At 55.9% G+C, this 21,091-nt stretch carries 16 protein-coding genes, 1 tRNA gene and 2 rRNA genes (1 of these 19 only partly in view); 15 read left to right on the top strand and 4 right to left on the bottom strand.

The window, feature by feature from the left end:
* The 3 genes from ACZ1HV_RS15210 to ACZ1HV_RS15200 all read left to right on the top strand — a co-directional run.
* Positions 1–2,373 (top strand): 23S ribosomal RNA (locus ACZ1HV_RS15210) (it extends 352 nt beyond the left edge of the window).
* A gap of 380 nt (positions 2,374–2,753) precedes the next feature.
* Positions 2,754–2,868 (top strand): 5S ribosomal RNA (gene rrf, locus ACZ1HV_RS15205).
* Between the two features lie 192 nt (positions 2,869–3,060).
* Positions 3,061–3,137: transfer RNA gene (locus tag ACZ1HV_RS15200), tRNA-Met, on the top strand.
* Between the two features lie 725 nt (positions 3,138–3,862).
* Here the strand turns inward: ACZ1HV_RS15200 and ACZ1HV_RS15195 are convergent.
* Together ACZ1HV_RS15195 and ACZ1HV_RS15190 are read right to left on the bottom strand one after the other, a co-directional pair.
* Complete coding sequence (locus tag ACZ1HV_RS15195) at positions 3,863–4,546, bottom strand: fumarylacetoacetate hydrolase family protein (RefSeq protein ID WP_472715639.1); 684 nt, start codon at positions 4,544–4,546, stop codon at positions 3,863–3,865.
* Positions 4,547–4,696: 150 nt separating this feature from the next.
* The gene (locus ACZ1HV_RS15190) at positions 4,697–5,377 is read right to left on the bottom strand and encodes a FadR/GntR family transcriptional regulator (protein ID WP_472715638.1); all 681 of its coding nucleotides are present in this window, start codon (positions 5,375–5,377) and stop codon (positions 4,697–4,699) included.
* A 135-nt stretch (positions 5,378–5,512) separates the two neighbouring features.
* Here ACZ1HV_RS15190 and ACZ1HV_RS15185 point away from each other — a divergent pair, with 135 nt between their 5' ends.
* The 5 genes from ACZ1HV_RS15185 (at position 5,513) to ACZ1HV_RS15165 (ending at position 10,269) form a co-directional block, all read left to right on the top strand.
* The gene (locus ACZ1HV_RS15185) at positions 5,513–6,439 is read left to right on the top strand and encodes a fumarylacetoacetate hydrolase family protein (protein ID WP_472715637.1); all 927 of its coding nucleotides are present in this window, start codon (positions 5,513–5,515) and stop codon (positions 6,437–6,439) included.
* Positions 6,440–6,505: 66 nt separating this feature from the next.
* Positions 6,506–7,531, top strand: a complete 1,026-nt coding sequence (locus ACZ1HV_RS15180) for an ABC transporter substrate-binding protein (protein WP_472715636.1) — start codon at positions 6,506–6,508, stop codon at positions 7,529–7,531.
* Positions 7,528–8,337, top strand: coding sequence for an ABC transporter ATP-binding protein (locus ACZ1HV_RS15175; RefSeq protein WP_298819538.1), 810 nt, complete (start codon positions 7,528–7,530; stop codon positions 8,335–8,337). The genes ACZ1HV_RS15180 and ACZ1HV_RS15175 overlap by 4 nt, the downstream gene beginning before the upstream one ends.
* Complete coding sequence (locus ACZ1HV_RS15170) at positions 8,334–9,200, top strand: ABC transporter permease (RefSeq protein ID WP_298819540.1); 867 nt, start codon at positions 8,334–8,336, stop codon at positions 9,198–9,200. The genes ACZ1HV_RS15175 and ACZ1HV_RS15170 overlap by 4 nt, the downstream gene beginning before the upstream one ends.
* Entirely contained in the window at positions 9,184–10,269 is a 1,086-nt protein-coding gene (locus ACZ1HV_RS15165; protein WP_298984414.1) for an Ldh family oxidoreductase, read from the top strand. The genes ACZ1HV_RS15170 and ACZ1HV_RS15165 overlap by 17 nt, the downstream gene beginning before the upstream one ends.
* A gap of 95 nt (positions 10,270–10,364) precedes the next feature.
* Here the strand turns inward: ACZ1HV_RS15165 and ACZ1HV_RS15160 are convergent, their stop codons facing one another.
* Positions 10,365–11,033: a GntR family transcriptional regulator gene (locus ACZ1HV_RS15160; protein WP_298966030.1), complete on the bottom strand. Its 669-nt coding sequence runs from the start codon at positions 11,031–11,033 to the stop codon at positions 10,365–10,367.
* A 31-nt stretch (positions 11,034–11,064) separates the two neighbouring features.
* Positions 11,065–13,911 (bottom strand): FAD-binding and (Fe-S)-binding domain-containing protein, encoded by a 2,847-nt coding sequence (locus tag ACZ1HV_RS15155; protein WP_472718454.1) that lies wholly within the window; start codon positions 13,909–13,911, stop codon positions 11,065–11,067.
* Positions 13,912–14,078: 167 nt separating this feature from the next.
* Between ACZ1HV_RS15155 and ACZ1HV_RS15150 the strand changes: the two genes are divergently transcribed.
* The 7 genes from ACZ1HV_RS15150 (at position 14,079) to ACZ1HV_RS15120 (ending at position 20,665) form a co-directional block, all read left to right on the top strand.
* Positions 14,079–15,257 carry a pyridoxal-phosphate-dependent aminotransferase family protein gene (locus tag ACZ1HV_RS15150; protein WP_472715635.1) on the top strand — a complete coding sequence of 393 codons (1,179 nt, stop codon included), beginning with the start codon at positions 14,079–14,081 and terminating at the stop codon, positions 15,255–15,257.
* A 35-nt stretch (positions 15,258–15,292) separates the two neighbouring features.
* Complete coding sequence (locus tag ACZ1HV_RS15145; RefSeq protein WP_298966011.1) at positions 15,293–16,273, top strand: TRAP transporter substrate-binding protein; 981 nt, start codon at positions 15,293–15,295, stop codon at positions 16,271–16,273.
* Positions 16,274–16,375: 102 nt separating this feature from the next.
* Entirely contained in the window at positions 16,376–16,942 is a 567-nt protein-coding gene (locus ACZ1HV_RS15140; RefSeq protein WP_298819549.1) for a TRAP transporter small permease, read from the top strand.
* Positions 16,942–18,222, top strand: coding sequence for a TRAP transporter large permease (locus ACZ1HV_RS15135; RefSeq protein WP_298819552.1), 1,281 nt, complete (start codon positions 16,942–16,944; stop codon positions 18,220–18,222). The genes ACZ1HV_RS15140 and ACZ1HV_RS15135 overlap by 1 nt, the downstream gene beginning before the upstream one ends.
* A complete protein-coding gene (locus ACZ1HV_RS15130; RefSeq protein WP_298966006.1) occupies positions 18,219–18,995 on the top strand; it encodes an enoyl-CoA hydratase in 777 nt (258 codons plus the stop codon). The genes ACZ1HV_RS15135 and ACZ1HV_RS15130 overlap by 4 nt, the downstream gene beginning before the upstream one ends.
* Positions 18,992–20,197, top strand: coding sequence for a CaiB/BaiF CoA transferase family protein (locus ACZ1HV_RS15125; RefSeq protein ID WP_472715634.1), 1,206 nt, complete (start codon positions 18,992–18,994; stop codon positions 20,195–20,197). The genes ACZ1HV_RS15130 and ACZ1HV_RS15125 overlap by 4 nt, the downstream gene beginning before the upstream one ends.
* 42 nt (positions 20,198–20,239) lie before the next feature.
* The gene (locus ACZ1HV_RS15120) at positions 20,240–20,665 is read left to right on the top strand and encodes a GlcG/HbpS family heme-binding protein (RefSeq protein WP_298819558.1); all 426 of its coding nucleotides are present in this window, start codon (positions 20,240–20,242) and stop codon (positions 20,663–20,665) included.
* Positions 20,666–21,091 lie beyond the last annotated feature (426 nt).

Below are 21,091 nucleotides of genomic sequence, written 5' to 3'. Positions count from 1 at the left end.
ACACGTGAAATCCTGTCTGAACGTGGGGGGACCACCCTCCAAGCCTAAGTACTCCTTGTCGACCGATAGCGAACAAGTACCGTGAGGGAAAGGTGAAAAGCACCCCGACGAGGGGAGTGAAACAGACCCTGAAACCGGATGCCTACAAACAGTTGGAGGGCGCAAGCCTGACAGCGTACCTTTTGTATAATGGGTCAGCGACTTAATTTAACGAGCAAGCTTAAGCCGGTAGGTGTAGGCGCAGCGAAAGCGAGTCTGAATAGGGCGTTTTAGTTCGTTGGATTAGACCCGAAACCGAGTGATCTAGCCATGGCCAGGTTGAAGGTGCGGTAACACGCACTGGAGGACCGAACCCACGCCTGTTGAAAAAGTCGGGGATGAGCTGTGGCTAGGGGTGAAAGGCCAATCAAACTCGGAAATAGCTGGTTCTCCGCGAAATCTATTTAGGTAGAGCGTCGGATGAATACTCTCGGGGGTAGAGCACTGGATGGGCTATGGGGGCTTACCGCCTTACTGATCCTAACCAAACTCCGAATACCGAGAAGTACTATCCGGCAGACACACAGTGGGTGCTAACGTCCATTGTGGAGAGGGAAACAACCCTGACCGCCAGTTAAGGTCCCTAAGTTATGGCTAAGTGGGAAAGGATGTAGGACTCCCAAAACAACCAGGATGTTGGCTTAGAAGCAGCCATCATTTAAAGAAAGCGTAACAGCTCACTGGTCTAAATAAGGGGTCCCGCGCCGAAAATGTACCGGGGCTCAAGCCATACACCGAAACTGCGGGTGCATCTTTGATGCGCGGTAGCGGAGCGTTCTGTAAGTCTGCGAAGGGAGACCTGTGAGGGCTCCTGGAGATATCAGAAGTGCGAATGCTGACATGAGTAACGATAAAGAGTGTGAGAGACACTCTCGCCGAAAGTCCAAGGGTTCCTGCGCAACGCTAATCGGCGCAGGGTTAGCCGGCCCCTAAGGCGAGGCCGAAAGGCGTAGTCGATGGGAATGCAGTTAATATTCTGCAGCTTGGTGGTAGTGACGGATGCCGTGTGTTGTATCTCCTTATTGGATTGGGGGTGCAGCGAAGGTGTTCCAGGAAATAGCTCCACCGTATAAACCGTACCCGAAACCGACACAGGTGGACTGGTAGAGAATACCAAGGCGCTTGAGAGAACTATGCTGAAGGAACTCGGCAAAATGCTCCCGTAAGTTCGCGAGAAGGGAGACCTCAGTTCGGGCAACCGGATTGGGGTGGCACAGACCAGGGGGTGGCGACTGTTTATCAAAAACACAGGGCTCTGCGAAGTCGCAAGACGACGTATAGGGTCTGACGCCTGCCCGGTGCTGGAAGGTTAAGAGGAGGTGTGCAAGCACCGAATTGAAGCCCCAGTAAACGGCGGCCGTAACTATAACGGTCCTAAGGTAGCGAAATTCCTTGTCGGGTAAGTTCCGACCTGCACGAATGGCGTAACGACTTCCCCGCTGTCTCCAGCATAGACTCAGTGAAATTGAATTCCCCGTGAAGATGCGGGGTTCCTGCGGTCAGACGGAAAGACCCCGTGCACCTTTACTACAGCTTCACACTGGTATTCGTCACGACATGTGTAGGATAGGTGGTAGACGTTGAAGCCTTGGCGCCAGCTGAGGTGGAGTCACCCTTGAAATACCACCCTTGTCGTCATGGATATCTAACCGCGGTACAACAATATCCGGGACCGTGTGTGGCGGGTAGTTTGACTGGGGCGGTCGCCTCCCAAATGGTAACGGAGGCGCGCGAAGGTGGGCTCAGAGCGGTCGGAAATCGCTCGTTGAGTGCAATGGCATAAGCCTGCCTGACTGCGAGACTGACAAGTCGAGCAGAGACGAAAGTCGGCCATAGTGATCCGGTGGTCCCTCGTGGAAGGGCCATCGCTCAACGGATAAAAGGTACGCCGGGGATAACAGGCTGATGATGCCCAAGAGTCCATATCGACGGCATTGTTTGGCACCTCGATGTCGACTCATCACATCCTGGGGCTGGAGCAGGTCCCAAGGGTTTGGCTGTTCGCCAATTAAAGTGGTACGTGAGTTGGGTTCAGAACGTCGCGAGACAGTTCGGTCCCTATCTGCCGTGGGTGTAGGAGAATTGAGAGGATCTGTCCCTAGTACGAGAGGACCGGGATGGACGTACCTCTGGTGGACCTGTTGTGGCGCCAGCCGCATTGCAGGGTAGCTATGTACGGAAGGGATAACCGCTGAAAGCATCTAAGCGGGAAACCCACCTCAAAACCAGCTCTCCCTGAAGAGCCGTGGAAGACCACCACGTCGATAGGAAGCGTGTGGAAGTGCGGCAACGCATGAAGCTTAGCTTTACTAATAGCTCGTTCGGCTTGATCCTCTCATTAGTCAATGTTCATCTTTTAAAGGCGCCCATGGCGCATTTAAAAGATCATGCGGTTTTGTTCTCACGGACGTACCGGTCCTCACGGACCTGTCCTGCGAACCACGCGGCCTGACCGGCCGGCGCGCACTTGCGCTTGCGGAGTAAAGCTCCGGAACGTGCCCAAACCGAAATCGATCAATAATTAAGAAAAGACCAGTGTTCTCAAAGCCTTCAGGCTCTTGATCTGCAAGGAAAAAGAGCCCGGACCGAAGGGTCCGCAAGGCTGACCGGCCGCCGCGCATGCTTGCGCGCCCCGTCCGGAGGTTAGGGCGAAGCCCGCTCAACCGTGAGGATAAACTCATCTTACCAGTTCACAACAAACTGCGCTTCGCCGGCCTGGTGGCCCCAGCGGGGAGCCCCCACCCGATCCCATCCCGAACTCGGCCGTGAAACTCCCCAGCGCCAATGGTACTGCATCTTAAGGTGTGGGAGAGTAGGTCGCCGCCAGGCCTGCTAAACGCAGTTTGAAACTCTTCAATTTGCTGTCGCTCACGCGCGTACCGCCCTTCGGGCTGCGCTCCGGATCTTAAGTCCCATGTCAGCGCAGTCCTCCGGTCAAACGAGAATTACGGGTACGCCCCAGATGGAGCAGCCCACGCGACGACCGAAGATCCAAAAGATCGAGGACGAGCAAAAAAATAACGCGGGATGGAGCAGTCCGGTAGCTCGTCAGGCTCATAACCTGAAGGTCGCAGGTTCAAATCCTGCTCCCGCAACCAAATTCGACAACAGCCTCATCCCGTAAGGGGTGGGGCTGTTGTCGTATTCGGGTAACGGATACAGGCGAGAACCTCCCCGGGCCCCATCAAGGAGGGCAAAGCCCGACGCAGAAGGGCAGAAAACCCCCAAATCCTGCTCCCGCAACCAACAAAAACAAGCCGCCCCTACAGGGCGGCTTTTTTGTTTTGGTGCAATGAGAACCAAAAACAAAACAAAACAACAAAAAATCAACAGAGCGGGACAAAAACAATAGAGCAACCCGGCCAGGTTCCCGGTACCTTGATGGAAACCGAACGGCAATTTGTGAACGGAAAGACCCCCACGCAAAAAAGAATCCACCCAACGCAAAGGGGTAAAAACAGTCAAATCCAAAACCAGCCCGCATGCTCAAAGCCTGCGGGCTTTCGTCGTTCTGACCTAAAACAGACCACGCACCCTGACCGCCGTTTCCCTAAGCACAATGGCTGACCTCTTCACAGGCGGAGGATAAACCATCCCGCTAAGAACTAATCCCTGCGCCAGCTTTGCTGCTAGCAATCCTGTGGCAGCACCCTTGTACCGAAAAGCAACAACGGAGGCTCTAGGTGCAACGGATTGTATGTCCGCCTGGATGTCCCGATTGGCCCAGGTCGGATCTGATGTGCGCTCTTCAGGGTGAACGAGAGTGCGATCATCCAGCGATTGGCTTTTCAGAGAAGGCCCAGACCGTCCGGTCGGTCTGAGTTCAGACGACCTTGACGTTCAGTACGCCGACGGATTCGATGCTTGCTTCCATGGTATCGCCTGGCTCCACGGCATTTACTCCCGAAGGGGTACCGGCCATGATCACATCTCCCGCTGAGAGTTCGAAATATTCCGAGAGATAGGAGATCATTTCAGGTACCTTCCAGATCATCTGGTTCAGATCACCTTCTTGTCGCAAGTCGCCGTTGACTGACAGTGCAATCCGACCCTGAGCGGGGTGACCAACATCGGACACCGGATGCAATGGACCTACTGGTCCGGATCGCTCGAAGGCTTTGCCGATTTCCCACGGGCGTCCCATCTTCTTCATTTCGCCCTGCAAGTCTCTCCGTGTCATGTCCAGCGACACGCCGTAACCCCAGACGTGGTTAAGCGCATCTGAAAGGGCGATGTTGGTTCCGCCACTCTTTAGGCCAACCAGGAGTTCGACCTCGTGGTGTACATCTGATGTGTGAGGTGGATAGGGAAATTCTCCCGAAGCATCTAGATTATTTGGGTTTTTCTGAAAAAAGAAAGGCGGTTCGCGATTGGGATCGTGTCCCATTTCGACTGCATGTGCCGCAAAATTCCGGCCAATGCAGTAGACACGACGGACGGGAAAGGACCCTCCGTCGCTGGTGGGAATGACGTGTAACTCTGGGGTCTCGATTACGTGCTCAGACATCGCTTTCCTCGCTTGCGGTCGGTTGTGGTTAGGCCCGCAGACTCGCGATACCGATTTAGGACCGCTCGCTTTATGACTTGGACCGAATGCACGAAAAATAAACTCGTTGGCAATGAGTTTTGGTCAACCATTTCTATAATTGGTTGGACTTCAATCTTCGCCCAAAACCGCTTCTGGCATCATCCGCGAATAAACCGAGCGCAGATGTTGCTGCATCATTTGCATTGCCAGCTCGCCGTTTCTGGCTGTGATCGCGCGCACGATTGCATCGTGTTCTATGAAGCTTGTATAGCCGGGCACGGGCTTGCGGGTATCGCGCGGCTGGCCCCAGACAATTGAGCGGCGCACCGAGTTCAGCGTTTCAAAAAAGTACAGGTAGAGCTGATTGCGTGTGCTACGTGCGATGACGTGGTGCAACTTGTTGTCCCAAGCTTCGTAAGCGCGCCAATCTTTTGCTTCGCGACACTTCTCAGCGCAAATCTTCATTTGTTTACAATCAGATTTACTCGCATTCATTGCCGCGAGCCGCGCCAGTTCGGGCTCAATGTTGTAGCGGACCGTTACAACCTGTTCCGGCTTAATCTGGTCGCGAAGGTAGGTAACATCCTGAAGGTTCAGCACGGGCCTTGAACCGACAAATGTGCCGCGTCCGACGTGCCGCCAGATCAGTCCTTGCGCCTCCAGATCGGCAAGGGCTTTGCGCAATTGGTTGCGTGTCGTGTCCAGACGTTTGCACAATTCGCGCTCGGGCAAGATGCGGTCATTCAACCGATATCCGGCACTATCGATCAAGTCACGCAGTCTTTGTGATAGTTCGGCTGTGTCATTCATATCGCCACCCAATTTGCTGATTGGTTGATTGAATTAGAACGAGAGTCAATCAACTCTTGTCTGCAAGGTTAGCAAGAGATCGCAGAACTTTGCGACGCGCTGCCGCAAAAAAAGACAGTGTCGGGAGGAAAAATCGTGCGACTAGCCACAGTGTCAGCGAGTGGAGAGGAAATGTGTGCGGCCGTTCTGAGTGACGACCGCCTTTTGAGCCTGTCCAAAGCCGCGCGCCATCTGACGGGTCCCGCCGCTGAGGCACTGAAGGCAAATTCAATGCTCCTTCTGATTGGCGGACCGCCAGAGACGCTTGATGTCGCACGCGGTCTTGTGGGAGACGCTGAAGCCGGCTCTCTTGGCACGGCAATTTTGGCCGAAGGGGCAAAATTGCTGGCGCCAATCCCCGCCATTCGCAAAAATGTTCTTTGTGTAGGACGCAACTACGCTGAACACATCGCCGAGGGAGACCGTGCGCAAAAGCAAAAGGTCGGCGTAACCGAATATCCGGTTTTCTTCACCAAGCCACCGACGTCCATCGTAGGCCCGGGGGGCGATGTACTGACTTTTCCGAGCATTTCAAAGCAAACTGATTACGAAGTCGAGTTGGCTGTGATTATCGGCACGACGGGTCGCAATATCGCCAGGGCGGACGCTATGAAACACGTCTTTGGCTATACCATATTGAATGACATCTCAGCCCGTGACGTCCAGCGCCGCCATGGTGGGCAGAATTTCAAGGGAAAGGCCTTTGATGGCTCTTGCCCCATGGGCCCTTGGATTGTGACCGCAGACGCCATTGATGATCCACATGCATTGCCGATCTCACTGACGGTGAATGGCGAGACCCGACAGGACGGTAATACCAGGGACATGATTTTCGATATCGAGACACTCATCGCCTCGTTATCGGAGGGCATGACGTTAGAGCCCGGTGACATCATCGCGACCGGCACGCCTTCGGGCGTGGGATACGCCATGGACCCACCGAGTTTCTTAAAAGATGGCGATTCCGTCGTTTGTAATATTTCAGGGATCGGGACGCTCACAAACTCAGTGCGTGCCGTTTAAGCAATCTTCCGAAGACGCCGATAGGACGAGGGGGATTGGGAAGAATGCGAAGGGAGGACTAAGCATATGATGAACCGCAGAACATTAACCTCGTTACTGACGGCAGCGCTAGCAGCCGGTTTGTTTGGAAAAGTTGCGTTTGCGCAAGACTTGAAAGAGATTACTTTCGTGCAGCCGAGCCCGTCTGCCATCAACTCGTTTCCGGTCTTTGTCGCCATAGGCGAAGGGTTTTTCGAAGATGAGGGCTTGAACGTTACGGTCGAAGCCATCAACGGCTCGGGTGCGGTTTTGCAGGCGTTGTCTGCAGGTCAAGCGCAATTCGGCCGTCCTGGCCCCGGCCCGTTGATCGCAGCGCGTTCACGCGGTGTGGATGCCACACATATCTACAACGTGGCTGCACGGAGCAATTTTGGAATCGCAGTTCAAGAAGGCTCCGAGTTTCAGAAGATCGAGGACCTGCGCGGCAAGGTTATCGGGACCGGTACAGCGGACGGTGCCGAGGTGGGCTTTGCCCGCAACGTGCTGACGGGTGCTGGAATGGTCGAAGGCACCGACTTTGAATTTCTCACGGTCGGTGACGGTGGTCCCGCAACTGCGGCGTTCTTAAACGGTGAAATTGACGCCTATTCTGCGTCCACGGCAGATACAGCAGTTCTCAACCAGCGTGGCATGAAGGTGCGTGACATTACACCCGCCGAGTTCGGTCGGTTCTTCGGCAACGGCATTGCCACCATGGCCGAAACGATCGCCAACGACCGTGAGCTTGTTGAAGCATGGAGCCGTGCCTTTGCCAAAGGCCATGCTTTTGCGTTGGACGACGCCAATCGCGATGCAGTTCTTGCCCACCTTGCCGCAGGCAACCCGCAGGAAGGTGAAGACAAGGAGTTCCAGGCGGCACTTTTCGATGCGGTTCGTTCCAAGACAATTGCTGCTGGCGACAGCCCGCATCTTGGCTGGTATCCGGCGGCAGTCTGGGAAGAATGGCAGGAAGCTCTCGTCGCTGGCGGTGAAATCCCAGGACCTCTCGACGATCTGGGCGCGATCTGGACCAATGAGTTCGCTGAGCTCGGAAGTGCAGGCGTCGGCAAATGAACGCCTCATTGGCAAATGACTACTCCGGCGCTTCATCTGAAGCGCCGGTTTATGAGTTGACCAACGTCAGCAAGACCTACGCGCGTAATGCGGTGATCGCGTTAGAGAACGTGAACCTCACCTTGCGTCACGGAAGCTTCACGTCGGTTATCGGATCAAGCGGCTGCGGGAAATCGACCCTGTTGAAGATCATGGCAGGGCTCATTCCCCCCACGAAAGGCCGTGTGATCCTTCAGGACAAGCCTGTCACCGGCCCGCGCCGCGACATCGGAATGATGTTCCAGCAAGCCACGCTCTTTCCTTGGAAAACCGCGGTTGAAAACATCGTGCTGCCGATCGAGATCCGGGACGGCAAAGGGGCCGCCAAGAAGGCCAAGGAAAAAGCACATGACCTTCTCGAGATAGTCGGGCTGAAGGGTTTTGAGAACGTTTATCCCAACGAATTGTCTGGAGGCATGGCACAGCGTGCGTCGATCTGCCGGATGCTGATTACCGAACCAGCGGTTCTGCTTTTGGATGAGCCGTTCAGCGCACTCGACGAGCTGTCTCGCGACATGATGAACATGGAATTACAGAGAATTTGCCGTGAGCAGGACGCGACGGCTTTTCTGGTCACCCATTCCATTCAGGAAGCGGTGATCCTCTCGGACGAGATTGTCGTAATGAAGCCCCGCCCAGGCCGGATTGCGGAGATCGTTCAGGTTGATCTGCCCCGGCCGCGTACGCTTGATATGATGACGACACCGAGATTTGGCGAAATCGTGGATCACATTCGCAGCATGTTGGACAAGGGAGAAGACATGTGACTGATGCGCCCACCAATCAGCGGCTAGAGACCGAGGCGGCGGACGATACCGTCTGGGTTCAGAAAGTTGCATTCATCGATTCCGTGCCCCGTTGGATCGCGATGACATTTGTGTTCGTGGTTTTCATCGGCACGTGGGATCTGGTAACACGTCTGGAACTTGTTTCGCCGATCATTTTGCCCACGCCGTGGGAAACCTTCGACGACATGATCTTTGTCGGAAACAATCTTCTTAGCGGCGACTATATGCTTGTTTCTCTTTGGATCACGATCAAAGAGGTGATCTATGGGTTCGCGCTTGCCATCGCCCTCGGCTTCTCGCTTGGCGTACTCGTCGGCGAAACGGCGTTCGGCGAAAAGGCTGTTATGCCATACCTGGTAGCCATAGACACCATGCCGAAGGTTGCCTTTGCACCACTTTTTGTGGCCTGGCTTGGTTTTGGCATCGAATCCAAGGTGGCTTTGGCAGCGTTTATCGCCACCTTCCCGATCGTGGTTGGAACGGCTGCGGGCCTACATTCTGCCGATGAGAATGCCCGCATGCTCTTTAAGACCATGGGCGCAAGCCGCATACAGACATTGATCAAGATGAAGCTTCCCACCGGACTGCCACAAATCTTTACTGGGCTTAAGATTGGTGCCGTTGGCGTCATGGCAGGCGCGATCACGGGCGAATTCCTGGGCGGTGGCAAAGGCTTTGGCGAGCTGATCAGGGTCGCAGCATCCCAGCTTAACACGCCTCGGGTGTTCTCGTTGATCCTGTATCTGAGCCTCGTCGGGTTGGTGCTGTACCTGATCGTGCAATGGACGCAGCGCAGGGTCGTCTTCTGGCAGAAGGAATCCGTAGGTGCACAAGATCACTGAGGCATCCACCATACCAGTGCATACCCTGCGCGAATTCGTTTCTGCGGCGCTGCAGTCGAAGGGCGTCCCCCATGATGATGCCGTCAAGGTCGCCACGCTCATGGTAGAAGCGGACATCTTCGGGTATGGCACACACGGTGTTTTTCGCCTGCGGCAGTACCTGGCGCGACTGGACGGCGGCGGCTGCAACCCGACCCCGTCGGTGACCGTGGCGCATGAAACAATTGCCACGGGCGTGATCGACGGGGACGACGGGCTCGGTCATCTTGCAATGTCCGCGGCGCTTGATCTTGCTATCGAAAAGGCACGCACCGCCGGTATTGGCTGGGTTGGCGTTCGCCGCGGTAATCATGCCGGGCCCTTGGCGCTCTATGTGAGGCCACAAGCCGAGGCGGGTCTGCTTGGCATGGCGGCGGCAGTCGGAAGCGCAAACCACGTTCCTCCATACGGAGGAACCGACCTTCTGCTTGGGACCAACCCGATTGCGTTTTCAGCGCCTGCCAACGGCGCCGACCCTTTCGTATTCGACATGGCCACCACCGTTGCTGCGATGGGAAAGATAAAAACGCTTCTGCAACAGGGCATGGAGATGCCGGAAGGCTGGATGGTTGGGCGGGACGGTAAGCCGCTCACGGATCCAGCCCGGAAATCAGAGGGTTTCCTCCTGCCGATCGGCGGCCCAAAGGGGTTCGGTTTGTCGGTTGCTATCGGGCTTATGGCAGGTGTTCTCAATGGGGCTGCCTTTGGATCAGACGTCGTCGACTTCACGAACGACACGACCTCTTCCACCAATACCGGGCTGTTTGTCATGGCACTTGACCCCGCTGCCTTCGGAATTGGAGACGACTTTGCGAGCAACGCCAGTCGGGTGTTTGACGAGATGCGTGCCTCGGAACCACTTCCCGGTCATGATCCTGTGCGTTTGCCGGGTGAGGGAAAGACCGCGTCGGCTGATGCGCGTCGATCCAACGGCCTTGGCCTGAACCCCGCTCTGCGGCGCGACCTGAATGTGCTTGCTGCTGATTGCGGACTACAAGCTCCGTTTCCGGATGAAAATGCAAAAGGCTGAGAATGCGTTTGCCCGGAGCCCTTGCGCGTGAGAAGCAATGTCGTCGATGTCATTCTGACAGCGCCAAGTCAAAGGCACACTGAAACCAGTGTGCCTTAATCAGCTTCATCGTCGGGCGCGTTCAGCAACCAGCGCGTCACCGAGTTTTGCTTGTTTTTCATGTGAACAATCAAGATTGACGCCAACTTCTTACCATCGCGAGCTTCCAGCGCTCGAATAATTCCATCGTGTTCGTCTACCGCTTCGCCCCAGCGCTCGTCGGACATATTGGCCGCATATCGCGCGCGCAGCATACGAGCTGACAATGCCATACTTGAGTTTGCCAGGGTCTCGTTTCTTGCCGCGGAAAGTATGCCGAAATGGATGTCTTGGTTAAGCTTGAAATACGTGGCCAGGTCCCTGTCACGATAGCTTTGTATCATCGCGTCGTGAAGCGAGCGGATCTTGGCAATTTCCTCATCAGAGATCTTTTCGCAAGCCAGCTCTCCCGACAGGCCCTCAAGTACGGCGAGCACGGGAAAGACCTCGTCGACCTCTTCTAGCGTGATCGCGGTGACCCATGCGCCGCGATTTGGTTCCAATCGTACCAACCCCTCTGCGGCCAAAACCTTCAATGCTTCGCGCAATGGGGTCCTTGATACGCTGAATTGTTCGCAAAGTGCCTTTTCGGGAACTTTTTTGTTCGGGGCCATTTGGCCTTCAATGATCAAAGGACGCAGACGCTCCACCAATTCAAGGTGAAGCGACCTTCGTTCGATTATCATGTTTGCTGATACATCAGTCATTTTCCAGCGTTTACACTCGTTTCAGTGCCAAGTCGAGAAGTTGGGCTATGTGCATCGGATTGCGCTCGGTGTTATCTGCGATTTGGTGGCGGCAGGACGTGCCATCGGCCACGATAATGGCATCACCAGATGCGGCTCGCGCCGCGGGAAGGACGTCCAGTTCTGCCATCTTTATCGACGTGTCATAGGTGTCCACACCGTAGCCGAATGCGCCTGCCATGCCACAGCAGCTGCTGTCGATCCTGGTAACATTCGTGTCCGGCAGGAGTGCCAGCGTTCGTTCGATTGCCGGCATGACCCCCATTGCCTTTTGGTGGCAGTGCCCGTGCAATGTTACCTCGGGCGCCGGGGATTGAAGGTGCGAAGTGAACTGCGGATTGTCCTTCTGATCAGCAATGAACTCCTCGAACATCAGAGCCAGTTTGGCGATCTTTGCGCTATCTTCTCCGGGTAAAAGCACCGGGATCTCGTCGCGAAGGGTCAATAGGCAGCTTGGTTCCAAGCCGATGATAGGAACGCCACATTCTACATAAGGTATAAGAGCATCGACAAGCCGTTTGGCTTCTTGCCGCGCCTGATCAACCAATCCGACCGACAGAAACGTACGGCTACAACACAATGGACGGCTATTGCCGGCAGCGGGTCTTACGACATCAACCGAACTGCCCGTAGCGTTCAGAACTCTGACTGCCGCGCGCAGGTTTTCAGGCTCGAAATAGCGGTTGAAACTGTCAACAAACAAAACGACGTCCGGTTTGGAGGTCACGCTGACCTCGGTGTCCTTGAACGGTTTGGCGACCCATTTGGGCAAGGGGCGTTTTGCCGTGAAACCTGTCAATCGTTCAGTTGCTTTGGCTAAACCGGGCACCTTGTCCCGCAGGTTCATAAGAAAAGGCAATTTTGCTGCCCAGGGAGCATAACGCGGCAAATAGCCAACAAGCCGATCATGAGTGCTCAGGCCATGCTTCTTGGCGCGCGCAGAAAGCACTTCAATTTTCATCCGCGCCATATCCACGCCTGTCGGGCACTCGCGCTTGCAGCCCTTGCAGGACACACACAGCTTCATCGCATCCGCCATCTCATCGGACACCAGTGCGTCGGGCCCAAGCTGTCCGGAAATCGCAAGACGGAGGGTATTGGCGCGGCCGCGGGTCAGGTCCTTTTCTTTGCGTGTCACCCGAAATGAGGGACACATGACGCCACCCTTCAGTTTGCGGCAGGCTCCATTGTTGTTGCACATTTCAACCGCCCCCTGAAATCCGCCATCTTTCCCTGACCACTCGGACCAATCCAGTTCGGTTTTCAGGTGTGAGGGTTGATATTCCGGTCCATAGCGAAAAAGGCTGCGGTCATCCATCTTTGGCGCATTGACGATTTTGCCAGGATTAAACACGCCGGTCGGATCGAAACGTTCTTTCACCTCCTCAAAGGTCGCGACCATCCGGGAGCCAAACATCTTTTCATGAAACTCCGACCGGACGATGCCGTCCCCATGCTCGCCTGAATGCGAACCCTTGTAGCGGGCAACAAGATCAAAACATTCCTCGGCAATCGCGCGCATTGTGGCAACGTCATTGTCCAGCTTCAAGTTCAATACCGGGCGCACGTGCAAACACCCGACCGACGCATGTGCGTACCATGTCCCTGTGGTGCCATGGCGCTCAAAAACCTCCGTGAGCCCAGCCGTATAGGCGGCAAGGTCGGGTAGTTCGACCGCACAATCCTCTACAAACGACACGGGCTTTCCGGCGGTCTTCATGGACATCATTATGTTGAGGCCTGATTTGCGCAGTTCAGCGATTTGTCCCTGCAGGCCTGTATCCGTCACCGCTGTGACACCGCCCCAGGCCTTGCCGGTACCGGTCCAGGAAAACCCGAGGTCACCCATCATCCGGTCGAGGTCTTTTAACTTTTGCTCCCCGTTGGCTCGCGTGAATTCCACCAGCAGCAAAGCCTCAGGCGCGCCGGTCACAAAACTTTCGATAGTCCTGGCAAAAAGCGGTATGTCCCGGGCAAGCGCGATCATCGTATGATCAACCAACTCAACGCCCTCAGGATCAAGCGTCACCAGATGTTGTGCGGCATCCATTGCCTGATGGAAGGTCGGGAAGTGACACACGCCCAAGGCTTTGCCGTCCTGAAGCGGGGAGAGTTTCAACTCGATCGCGGTGGTGTAGGCAAGTGTGCCTTCCGAGCCAACAAGAAGATGAGCGAGATTCTGGGCGTCCGGTCCAGAAGTCAGTGCGTCGATGTTGTAGCCGCCCACGCGGCGCATGACATTGGGGAACCTGGCAGCAATTTCAGCCGATTCCCGTTGGCCAATCGCCGCAAGATCACGGGAAAGCGCATTATAGACCCCATTCTGCCCGGCAAGACCTGCCCCAAACCTGTGTTTACTGCCATCAGCCAGGATCGCGTCGATTGACAGGACATTGTCCCGCATCATGCCGTATCGGATGGACTTTCCACCACAGGAGTTGTTGCCCGCCATCCCGCCAATGGTTGCGCGCGACGCGGTAGAGACATCCACCGGGAACCAAAGCCCATGCGGTTTGAGCACCCGGTTCAGTTCATCGAGCACGATGCCCGGGCGCACGAGACAGCGTTTGTTTGCGACGTCAAGTTCGAGAATTTCGTTGAAATACTGAGTGTTATCCAAAACCAGCGCTTCGTTTACGGTCTGGCCACATTGTGATGTACCGCCGCCACGGGCAAGGACCGGTACGCCTTGATGGCGCGCGCAGTCTATCGCCGTCAGAATGTCGTCTTCCGATTTGGGTGCCAGCACGCCCACCGGCATCATCTGATAAATCGAAGCGTCCGTCGCGTAGCGACCGCGCGAGAACAGATCGAACATCAGATCGCCCGACACCCTTTTTGAAAGTTCACGCGCAATGTCGTTCAACGGCGGGATCCTTGATCTGCGTAATCTAAAAATGAATTATGAATTAAAAATTGCAAATTCACAACTTCAATGTCATTCTGTGCCGCACGTTCAAACGCAGGTCCCACAAGGTTCGATTTATGAGACAAGCTGGTCGTCATTTTCTGCAAATTCCCGGCCCCAGTTCGGTTCCGGATCGCATATTGCGCGCGATCTCCGGTCAGGTGATTGACCACCGAGGCCCAGCGTTCGGCAAAGTCGGTGCACAGGCTCTTGAAGGGATCAAAACCATCTTCAAGACCGAACAGAACGTCGTGATCTATCCATCGTCAGGCACCGGCGGCTGGGAGGCAGCGCTGGTTAATGTGTTGTCGCCGGGCGACCGGGTGCTGATGTTTGAAACCGGGCATTTTGCGACGTTGTGGAAAAAGATTGCCGAGAAACTGGGCTTGAGGCCCGAGTTCATTGAAGGCGACTGGCGCGGCGGTGCCGATCCGGATCAGATCGAGGCATATCTGGCTGAAGACAGAAATCACGAGATCAAGGCCGTCTGCGTTGTTCACAACGAGACATCAACCGGGTCCGTCTCGCCGATTGCTGCGATCCGCAAGGCCATCGACAACACAGGACATCCGGCATTGTTCATGGTCGACACAATCTCGGGTCTCGCGTCGCTCGACTATCAGCACGACGAATGGGGCGTTGATGTCACGGTTTCCGGATCACAAAAGGGACTGATGTTGCCGCCGGGTCTTTCGTTCAACGCGATAAGTGCCAAGGCCATGGCTGCGAACGGTTCGGCCACCTTAATGCGATCATACTGGGACTGGGCGGATATGGTCGGTCCGAACAAAACTGGATACTTCCCTTTTACGCCCGCCACGAACCTTCTTTACGGACTGAATGTCGCCATTGAAATGTTGCACGAAGAAGGGCTGGAAAATGTCTTTGCCAGACATGCGCGTCACGGGGCAGCTGCACGCGCTGCCGTCCGCACCTGGGGACTGGAAATTCTTTGCAACAAGCAGGGGCAGGAAAGCGGTGTGCTGACGGCTGTCATGGTTCCGGAAGGCCACAGCGCAGATGGGTTCAGAGCAACGACTTTGGATCACTACGATATTTCTTTGGGCAACGGCCTGTCGAAGGTCGCCGACAAAGTGTTCCGCATTGGCCATCTTGGTGATTTCAACGATCTCATGTTGGTCGCAACACTGGCGGGTGTCGAAATGGGTCTGACAAAGGCCAGAATTCCCCACAACGCAGGGGGAGTCGGAGCTGCGATGGCGATGCTGGAGAACACGCAAATCGCGGCAGAGTGACGAAAACAGTCACATTTCCAAGGGAGGAATCACACATGACCATCAAGGCAATTCTGATTGCAACAGCCGCTGCGATTGGCGGAACGAGCGGTGCCTTTGCCGCCGACATCACGCTGAAGTTTGGCCATGTCGGCAATCCCGGTTCGCTCTTTGAAGCAAGCGTCGACAATTTCGCGGAATGTGTAAATTCGTCGATGGGCGGCAAAGTCGAGGTGCAGACGTTCGGCTCTTCTCAGTTGGGCAAGGACAAGGAACTTTTGCAAAAGCTGAAGCTGGGTCAGGTCGACTTCGCGCTTCCCTCATCTGTTATGTCTTCGGTCGATGATACGTTCGGCATTTTCGAGATGCCCTACATCATCCGTGACCGCGATCACATGCGTCGTGTCCAAGACGCGATGATGGACAAGTTTCAGGACGCAGCAAACGGTGGCGGATATCACATCGTTGGCTTGGCCGAGAACGGCTTCCGCCACATCACCAACAATACGCGGCCAATCAATGTGCCGAGTGACCTCGAAGGCATCAAACTTCGCACGCCCAACGGCGTATGGCGTGTAAAGATGTTCACGGAATATGGCGCAAACCCCACGCCAATGGCCTTCTCGGACGTGTTCACCGCGTTGCAAACCGGCGTGATGGACGGCCAGGAAAACCCCTATGCGCAGATTGCATCCGCAAAATTCCAGGAAGTCCAGAAGTACCTGTCAATTACCGGGCATGTCTACACACCTGCCTATATCCTCGCTTCGCAGAAGGGTTTTGCGAAACTGCCGGAGGACGTGCAGGCCGGTTTGACTGCCTGTGCGGCGTCCACGCAGGACTTCACCTACGAAAAGGCGGCGCAACTTGAAACCGAATTGCTGGACGTCATCAAGGCTGCCGGTGTCGAGGTGAATGAGGCGAACAAGGATGCATTCGTCGAGGCATCCGCACCGATCTACAAGGCTTTCGCCGACGAGGTCGAAGGCGGGCAGGACATGATTGACCAGGTTCTGGGCATGGCGAACTCAAACTGACGCTTGTGTCGGGCAGCGGGCAATCCGCTGCCCTTTCATTCTTGTGGCCAAACAGACCCGCGTGAGCCTCCCTTTGGCTCCTGCAAGAAGGCAAGGCGCGAAGTGAACCAGCTCTCAACCTCACTCCTACCTCGGATTGTCAAGATCCTCGGCAAAGTGCTTGAATGGATCACGATCTCGCTGATGGTGCTTCTGACCATCGTCGTAATTTCGGCGGTGATTGCACGTCTCTCGGGCCAGAGTTTTTCGTGGTATGACGAAGTCGCAGCGATCATGCTCGCCTGGATAACCTACTACGGCTCTGCGCTCGCTGCGCTTCACCGTCGTCACATCGGGTTTGATACGGTGCTTTTGGCGATGCCGATCAAGGCGCGTCTGGCGGCCCTGCTGGCGGGCGAGGCAATCGTGTTGATCTTCTTTGTGCTGATGGCGCGAGCCGGGCTTCAAGTTCTCGAAGTTCTTGAAGGCGACACGCTGATCTCACTGACCTGGGTTCCGGTTCAATTCACCCAGTCGATTATTCCGATTGGCGCGATCCTGTTCATCCTGTGCCAGCTTCTTAGCCTGCCGAACTACTGGAAAGTCACCGCCGACGGCATTTCGCTGGAACACGCGGAGATCGAGGAAGAGGTCGAGTCCGAGATGATCAAGAACAAGGATCGTACCTGATGTTGATGGCTGCGATCTTCTGCGCACTGCTGGCGATGATCTGCATTAATGTGCCTATTGCAGTTGCACTGGCCATGTGTGGCGTGATCGGCCTCCTGGCGGTCGAGGGCACAGGCAGTTTGGTCACGATTGCCCTGGACATGTATGACGGATCGACGAAGTTTTCGTTGATCGCGATTCCGATGTTTGTGTTGGCAGGTGCCATCATGAACGCGGGCGGGATCACGGATCGGCTGATCAACTTTGTGTCCGCCATCATCGGTTTCATCCGCGGTGGTCTGGCTATGGTCAACATTGGCGTTTCGCTGTTCTTCGCGGAGATTTCGGGATCGGCTGTAGCGGACGTCGCTGCAATGGGCTCGATTCTGATCCCGCAAATGAAAAAGCGCGGCTACTCGAAGGAGTTTTCCGCCGCAGTCACGTCGTCTTCTGCCTCTCTGGCGATTATCATCCCGCCATCGATCCCCATGATCCTTTATGCAGCCTCAGCCAACACCTCGGTCGAGCAATTGTTTGTGGCCGGCGTTGTGCCGGGGCTCTTGGGTGCTGCCGGGTTGATGGGCGTGGCCTATGCTTTCGCGAAACGCTATGACTATCCGGTGGAAGAGGCATTCAATCTGCCGCGCGTACGCGAGACGTTCAAGGACGCACTGCCCGCTTTTGCGTTGCCGGTAATTATCCTGGGCGGGATATTCGGCGGGTTTGTCACCGCAACCGAAGCCGCAGGGCTGGCCGTGCTTGCCGCACTTGTTGTCTCTGGCTGGTATCGCAACCTGAACCTGGCACATTTGCGCCGAGCAATGCTCGATGGCGGCATACAAACCGCCGTGGTCATGCTTTTGGTTGCCGCATCGGTTCTGATGGGCGGTTTCTTGACCCGTGCGCAGATCCCTCAGCAACTGGCGGAAGCGATCTTGTCCGTGACGGCTCAGCAATGGGCAATCTTGCTGATCCTGAACTTCTTTTTTCTGATCATCGGGTTCTTTCTGCATTCCGCGGCCGCGATCATACTGGTTGTCCCGATTGTGATCCCGCTGATCTCCGCCGCGGGCATCGACCCCGTGCATTTTGGTCTTGTCGTTACACTGAACCTGGCGATTGGCCAACAGACACCCCCGGTCGCCTCCGTTCTGATCACGTCCTGCTCTGTGGCGCGGGCGAATATCTGGGCCGTGTCGAAAGTGAATATCTGGTTTGTCGCGGTCCTGCTGGCGGTGCTGATGCTCTGTACTTACGTACCAACGGTGCCGATGTTCCTCGTTGAGTACTTCTACCGATGACCGAAGAGCTTACGCAAGATCTGGAAGACGGTGTCTTGTGGGTGGCATTCAACCGCCCGCAGTCGCGCAACGCGCTGACATTTGCGATGTACGACGCGCTCGCAAATCTCTGCAAGTCGCTGCCAACCGACGGATCGGTCCGGGCCATCGTTCTTTCCGGTAACGGCGGAAAGGCGTTCGCGGCCGGTACCGATATGAGCCAGTTCCGCGACTTCAAGACTGCGCAGGACGCACTGGACTACGAAGCCCGCATCGCGCAAGCGCTGGACGACCTGGAGCGTTGTCCGGTACCGACGATCGCAGCGATCAATGGGGCGTGCACAGGTGGCGGGGCCGCGATTGCGGCGGCATGTGATCTGCGTATTACCTCTGCCAGCCTCAAGTTCGGGTTTCCCATCGCACGCACCTTGGGAAACTGCCTTGCCAGTGACAACCTTGCCCGCCTGTCGGATCTGATGGGAGCAGGCCGCGTCCGCGAGATCATCTTCACTGCGCGGCTGATCCTGGCGGAAGAAGCCCAGGCGATTGGCCTGGTGAGTGAGGTACTGCCGGACGAGGAGTCCCTGATGGCGCGAGCCAAGGAACTGGCACAGTTGGTCGGCACCATGGCACCCCTGACCTTGCGTTCCACAAAAGAGGCCATGCGTCGCCGGCGTGCCGCGATTGCGGTGGGAGACGATGACCTGATCGCGATGTGTTACACCAGCGACGATTTCCACATCGGTATCGATGCATTCCTGAGCAAATCCAGACCAAAGTGGACCGGGAAATGACGACCGCCACCGGCCCATTGACCGGTATGAAGGTCATCGAGCTTGCGCACATCATGGCGGGTCCGGTCTGTGGCCTGATGCTGGCGGACATGGGCGCGGATGTCATTAAGGTGGAAAAGCCGCAAGGCGATGATTCTCGCCGATTTGTTCCCCCGCAGATTGAAGGCGAATCCGCAGCCTACATAATGATGAACCGCAACAAACGGGGAATTGCGCTGAACCTCAAGGACCCGTCGGCACGCGGCGTATTGCACAAGCTCCTGTCAGATGCGGATGTCGTGATAGAAAATTATCGCTTGGGCACAATGGAACAGCTGGGTTTTGGCTATGACGATCTGGCCGCAATCAACCCGCGCCTGATCTATTGCGAAATCTCCGGTTTTGGGCGTACCGGTCCGTACGCGGAGCGCGGCGGTTTTGACTTGATTGCCCAGGGCATGGCCGGTCTGATGTCGATCACCGGCGAGGGACCGGGGCGTCCGCCGGTCAAAGTGGCAGCACCGATTTCAGACATCAATGCCGGTATTCTGGCGGCCATGGGCGTGAGCGCGGCTTACGCAAATGCGTTGAAGACCGGCCGGGGTCAAAAAGTTGACACGTCGCTGTTTGAGGCTGCGATTGTGCAAACATACTGGCAATCGGCGATTGCCTTTTCCACTGGTGAAAATCCACAGCCGCTTGGCTCCGCGCATCCACTCAATGCGCCTTACCAGGCATTCGCGACCAGCGACGGCTGGATCAACGTTGGTGCCGCGAACCAGGGCAACTGGCTCCGGCTTCTGGATGTCATTGAGACGCCAGAGCTTGATGCCGACCCGAGGTTTGCGTCGAACCAGGCGCGGATGCAAAACTTGCCTGCGCTCGTCGAAATCCTGAATCAAAAACTGCAGCGGGACACAACCGCCAACTGGTTGGCCAAGATGGAAGCGGCAGCGCTTCCTGCTGGTCCGGTCTTGGGCATTCTGGAAATGCACGAGGACCCTCAGGCGGTTGCGCGTGATATGATCGTGGAGACAAAGCACGCCATTGCGGGCGATGTCAAAACCATTGGACACCCGGTCAAGTTCAGCAAAACACCTGCCAAAGTTGCCAAAGCCGCGCCGGTGTTGGGACAACATAGCCGAGAGGTGTTGGAACAGGTTGGGTATGATCAGGAAACGGTCGCCAGCCTGATAGATAGCGGGGCGGTCATAGCGGCGTAGTCCGCCTATAGACCAAGGTGAACATGTAGATCGGGGGTCGGAGTGAAACTTGCTTTAGATACAGCGCAGAAAATTGTCTCGGCGGCTCTGGGATGGCGGCGCGCCAATGGGATGAAGCCTATAACAATCGCGGTTCTTGATAGCGGAGGTTTTTTGATTGCACTGGCCCGCGAAGATGACACTAGCAATCTGCGTCCGGACATTGCGCAGGGCAAGGCGCGTGGCGCAATCGGTATGGGGCTCGGCTCGCGTGCCCTGTTTGAGCGGGCAAAGTCACAGCCCTATTTTATCCAAGCAATGAACAGCATTGCCGAAGGATCGCTGGTGCCGGTTCCCGGTGGCGTTTTAATCAAAGAGGACGGTCAAATCCTCGGGGCAGTCGGAATAACTGGTGACTCGTCCGACAATGACGAGACCTGCGCAATCGCAGCAATTGAGGCCGCGGGATTTACGGCAGACGGAGGCTAATCGACGCCCAAGCCGACAGGAACTGTGAAGCCGCCCCAACGTCCGGTCTTCCAGTCGGGATCGCCCTGAAGGTACAAGTCCCGGTGTGATCAAGCTCCCGCAACCAATAACACAACCCGGCTCCGTGCCGGGTTTTTTGTTGGAAACCGAATCGAAATCTCAACAGAACGAGTCAAAAAAACAAACCAAAAACAAAATCAAAAAACCCAGCGCGCTCAGCGCAAATAAGAGAAGGCTTCGCGAATTTCAGTTGCCTTTGCTGTGAGGGCAGCTGTTGCACAAACAGTTGAGAACCGAATTCAAGGGATGCGATGGCGCTTTGCGTCGGCGAGCCAGTTTCGTGGTATCGTCCTTCAAGGATTTTTCAATCTCAAAAACGGACGCGAAAGCCTGATGATTGCCCCATAGGAGGGCGAAGCTCGACGC

This window comes from Roseibium sp. JB4-4 (genome assembly GCF_055693425.1).
Note: the sequence above shows the minus strand (reverse complement) of the source record. Positions and strands in the feature narration are given on the sequence as shown.

What these genes read in the sequence shown, in the direction of transcription:
- ACZ1HV_RS15155 (WP_472718454.1), bottom strand. Translation starts at nt 13,911, where the DNA reads ATGTTCGATCTGTTCTCGCGCGGTCGCTACGCGACGGACGCTTCGATT.
- ACZ1HV_RS15130 (WP_298966006.1), top strand. Translation starts at nt 18,219, where the DNA reads ATGACCGAAGAGCTTACGCAAGATCTGGAAGACGGTGTCTTGTGGGTG.
- ACZ1HV_RS15195 (WP_472715639.1), bottom strand. Translation starts at nt 4,546, where the DNA reads ATGTCTGAGCACGTAATCGAGACCCCAGAGTTACACGTCATTCCCACC.
- ACZ1HV_RS15145 (WP_298966011.1), top strand. Translation starts at nt 15,293, where the DNA reads ATGACCATCAAGGCAATTCTGATTGCAACAGCCGCTGCGATTGGCGGA.
- ACZ1HV_RS15160 (WP_298966030.1), bottom strand. Translation starts at nt 11,033, where the DNA reads ATGATAATCGAACGAAGGTCGCTTCACCTTGAATTGGTGGAGCGTCTG.
- ACZ1HV_RS15180 (WP_472715636.1), top strand. Translation starts at nt 6,506, where the DNA reads ATGATGAACCGCAGAACATTAACCTCGTTACTGACGGCAGCGCTAGCA.
- ACZ1HV_RS15150 (WP_472715635.1), top strand. Translation starts at nt 14,079, where the DNA reads ATGAGACAAGCTGGTCGTCATTTTCTGCAAATTCCCGGCCCCAGTTCG.
- ACZ1HV_RS15135 (WP_298819552.1), top strand. Translation starts at nt 16,942, where the DNA reads ATGTTGATGGCTGCGATCTTCTGCGCACTGCTGGCGATGATCTGCATT.
- ACZ1HV_RS15125 (WP_472715634.1), top strand. Translation starts at nt 18,992, where the DNA reads ATGACGACCGCCACCGGCCCATTGACCGGTATGAAGGTCATCGAGCTT.
- ACZ1HV_RS15175 (WP_298819538.1), top strand. Translation starts at nt 7,528, where the DNA reads ATGAACGCCTCATTGGCAAATGACTACTCCGGCGCTTCATCTGAAGCG.
- ACZ1HV_RS15190 (WP_472715638.1), bottom strand. Translation starts at nt 5,377, where the DNA reads ATGAATGACACAGCCGAACTATCACAAAGACTGCGTGACTTGATCGAT.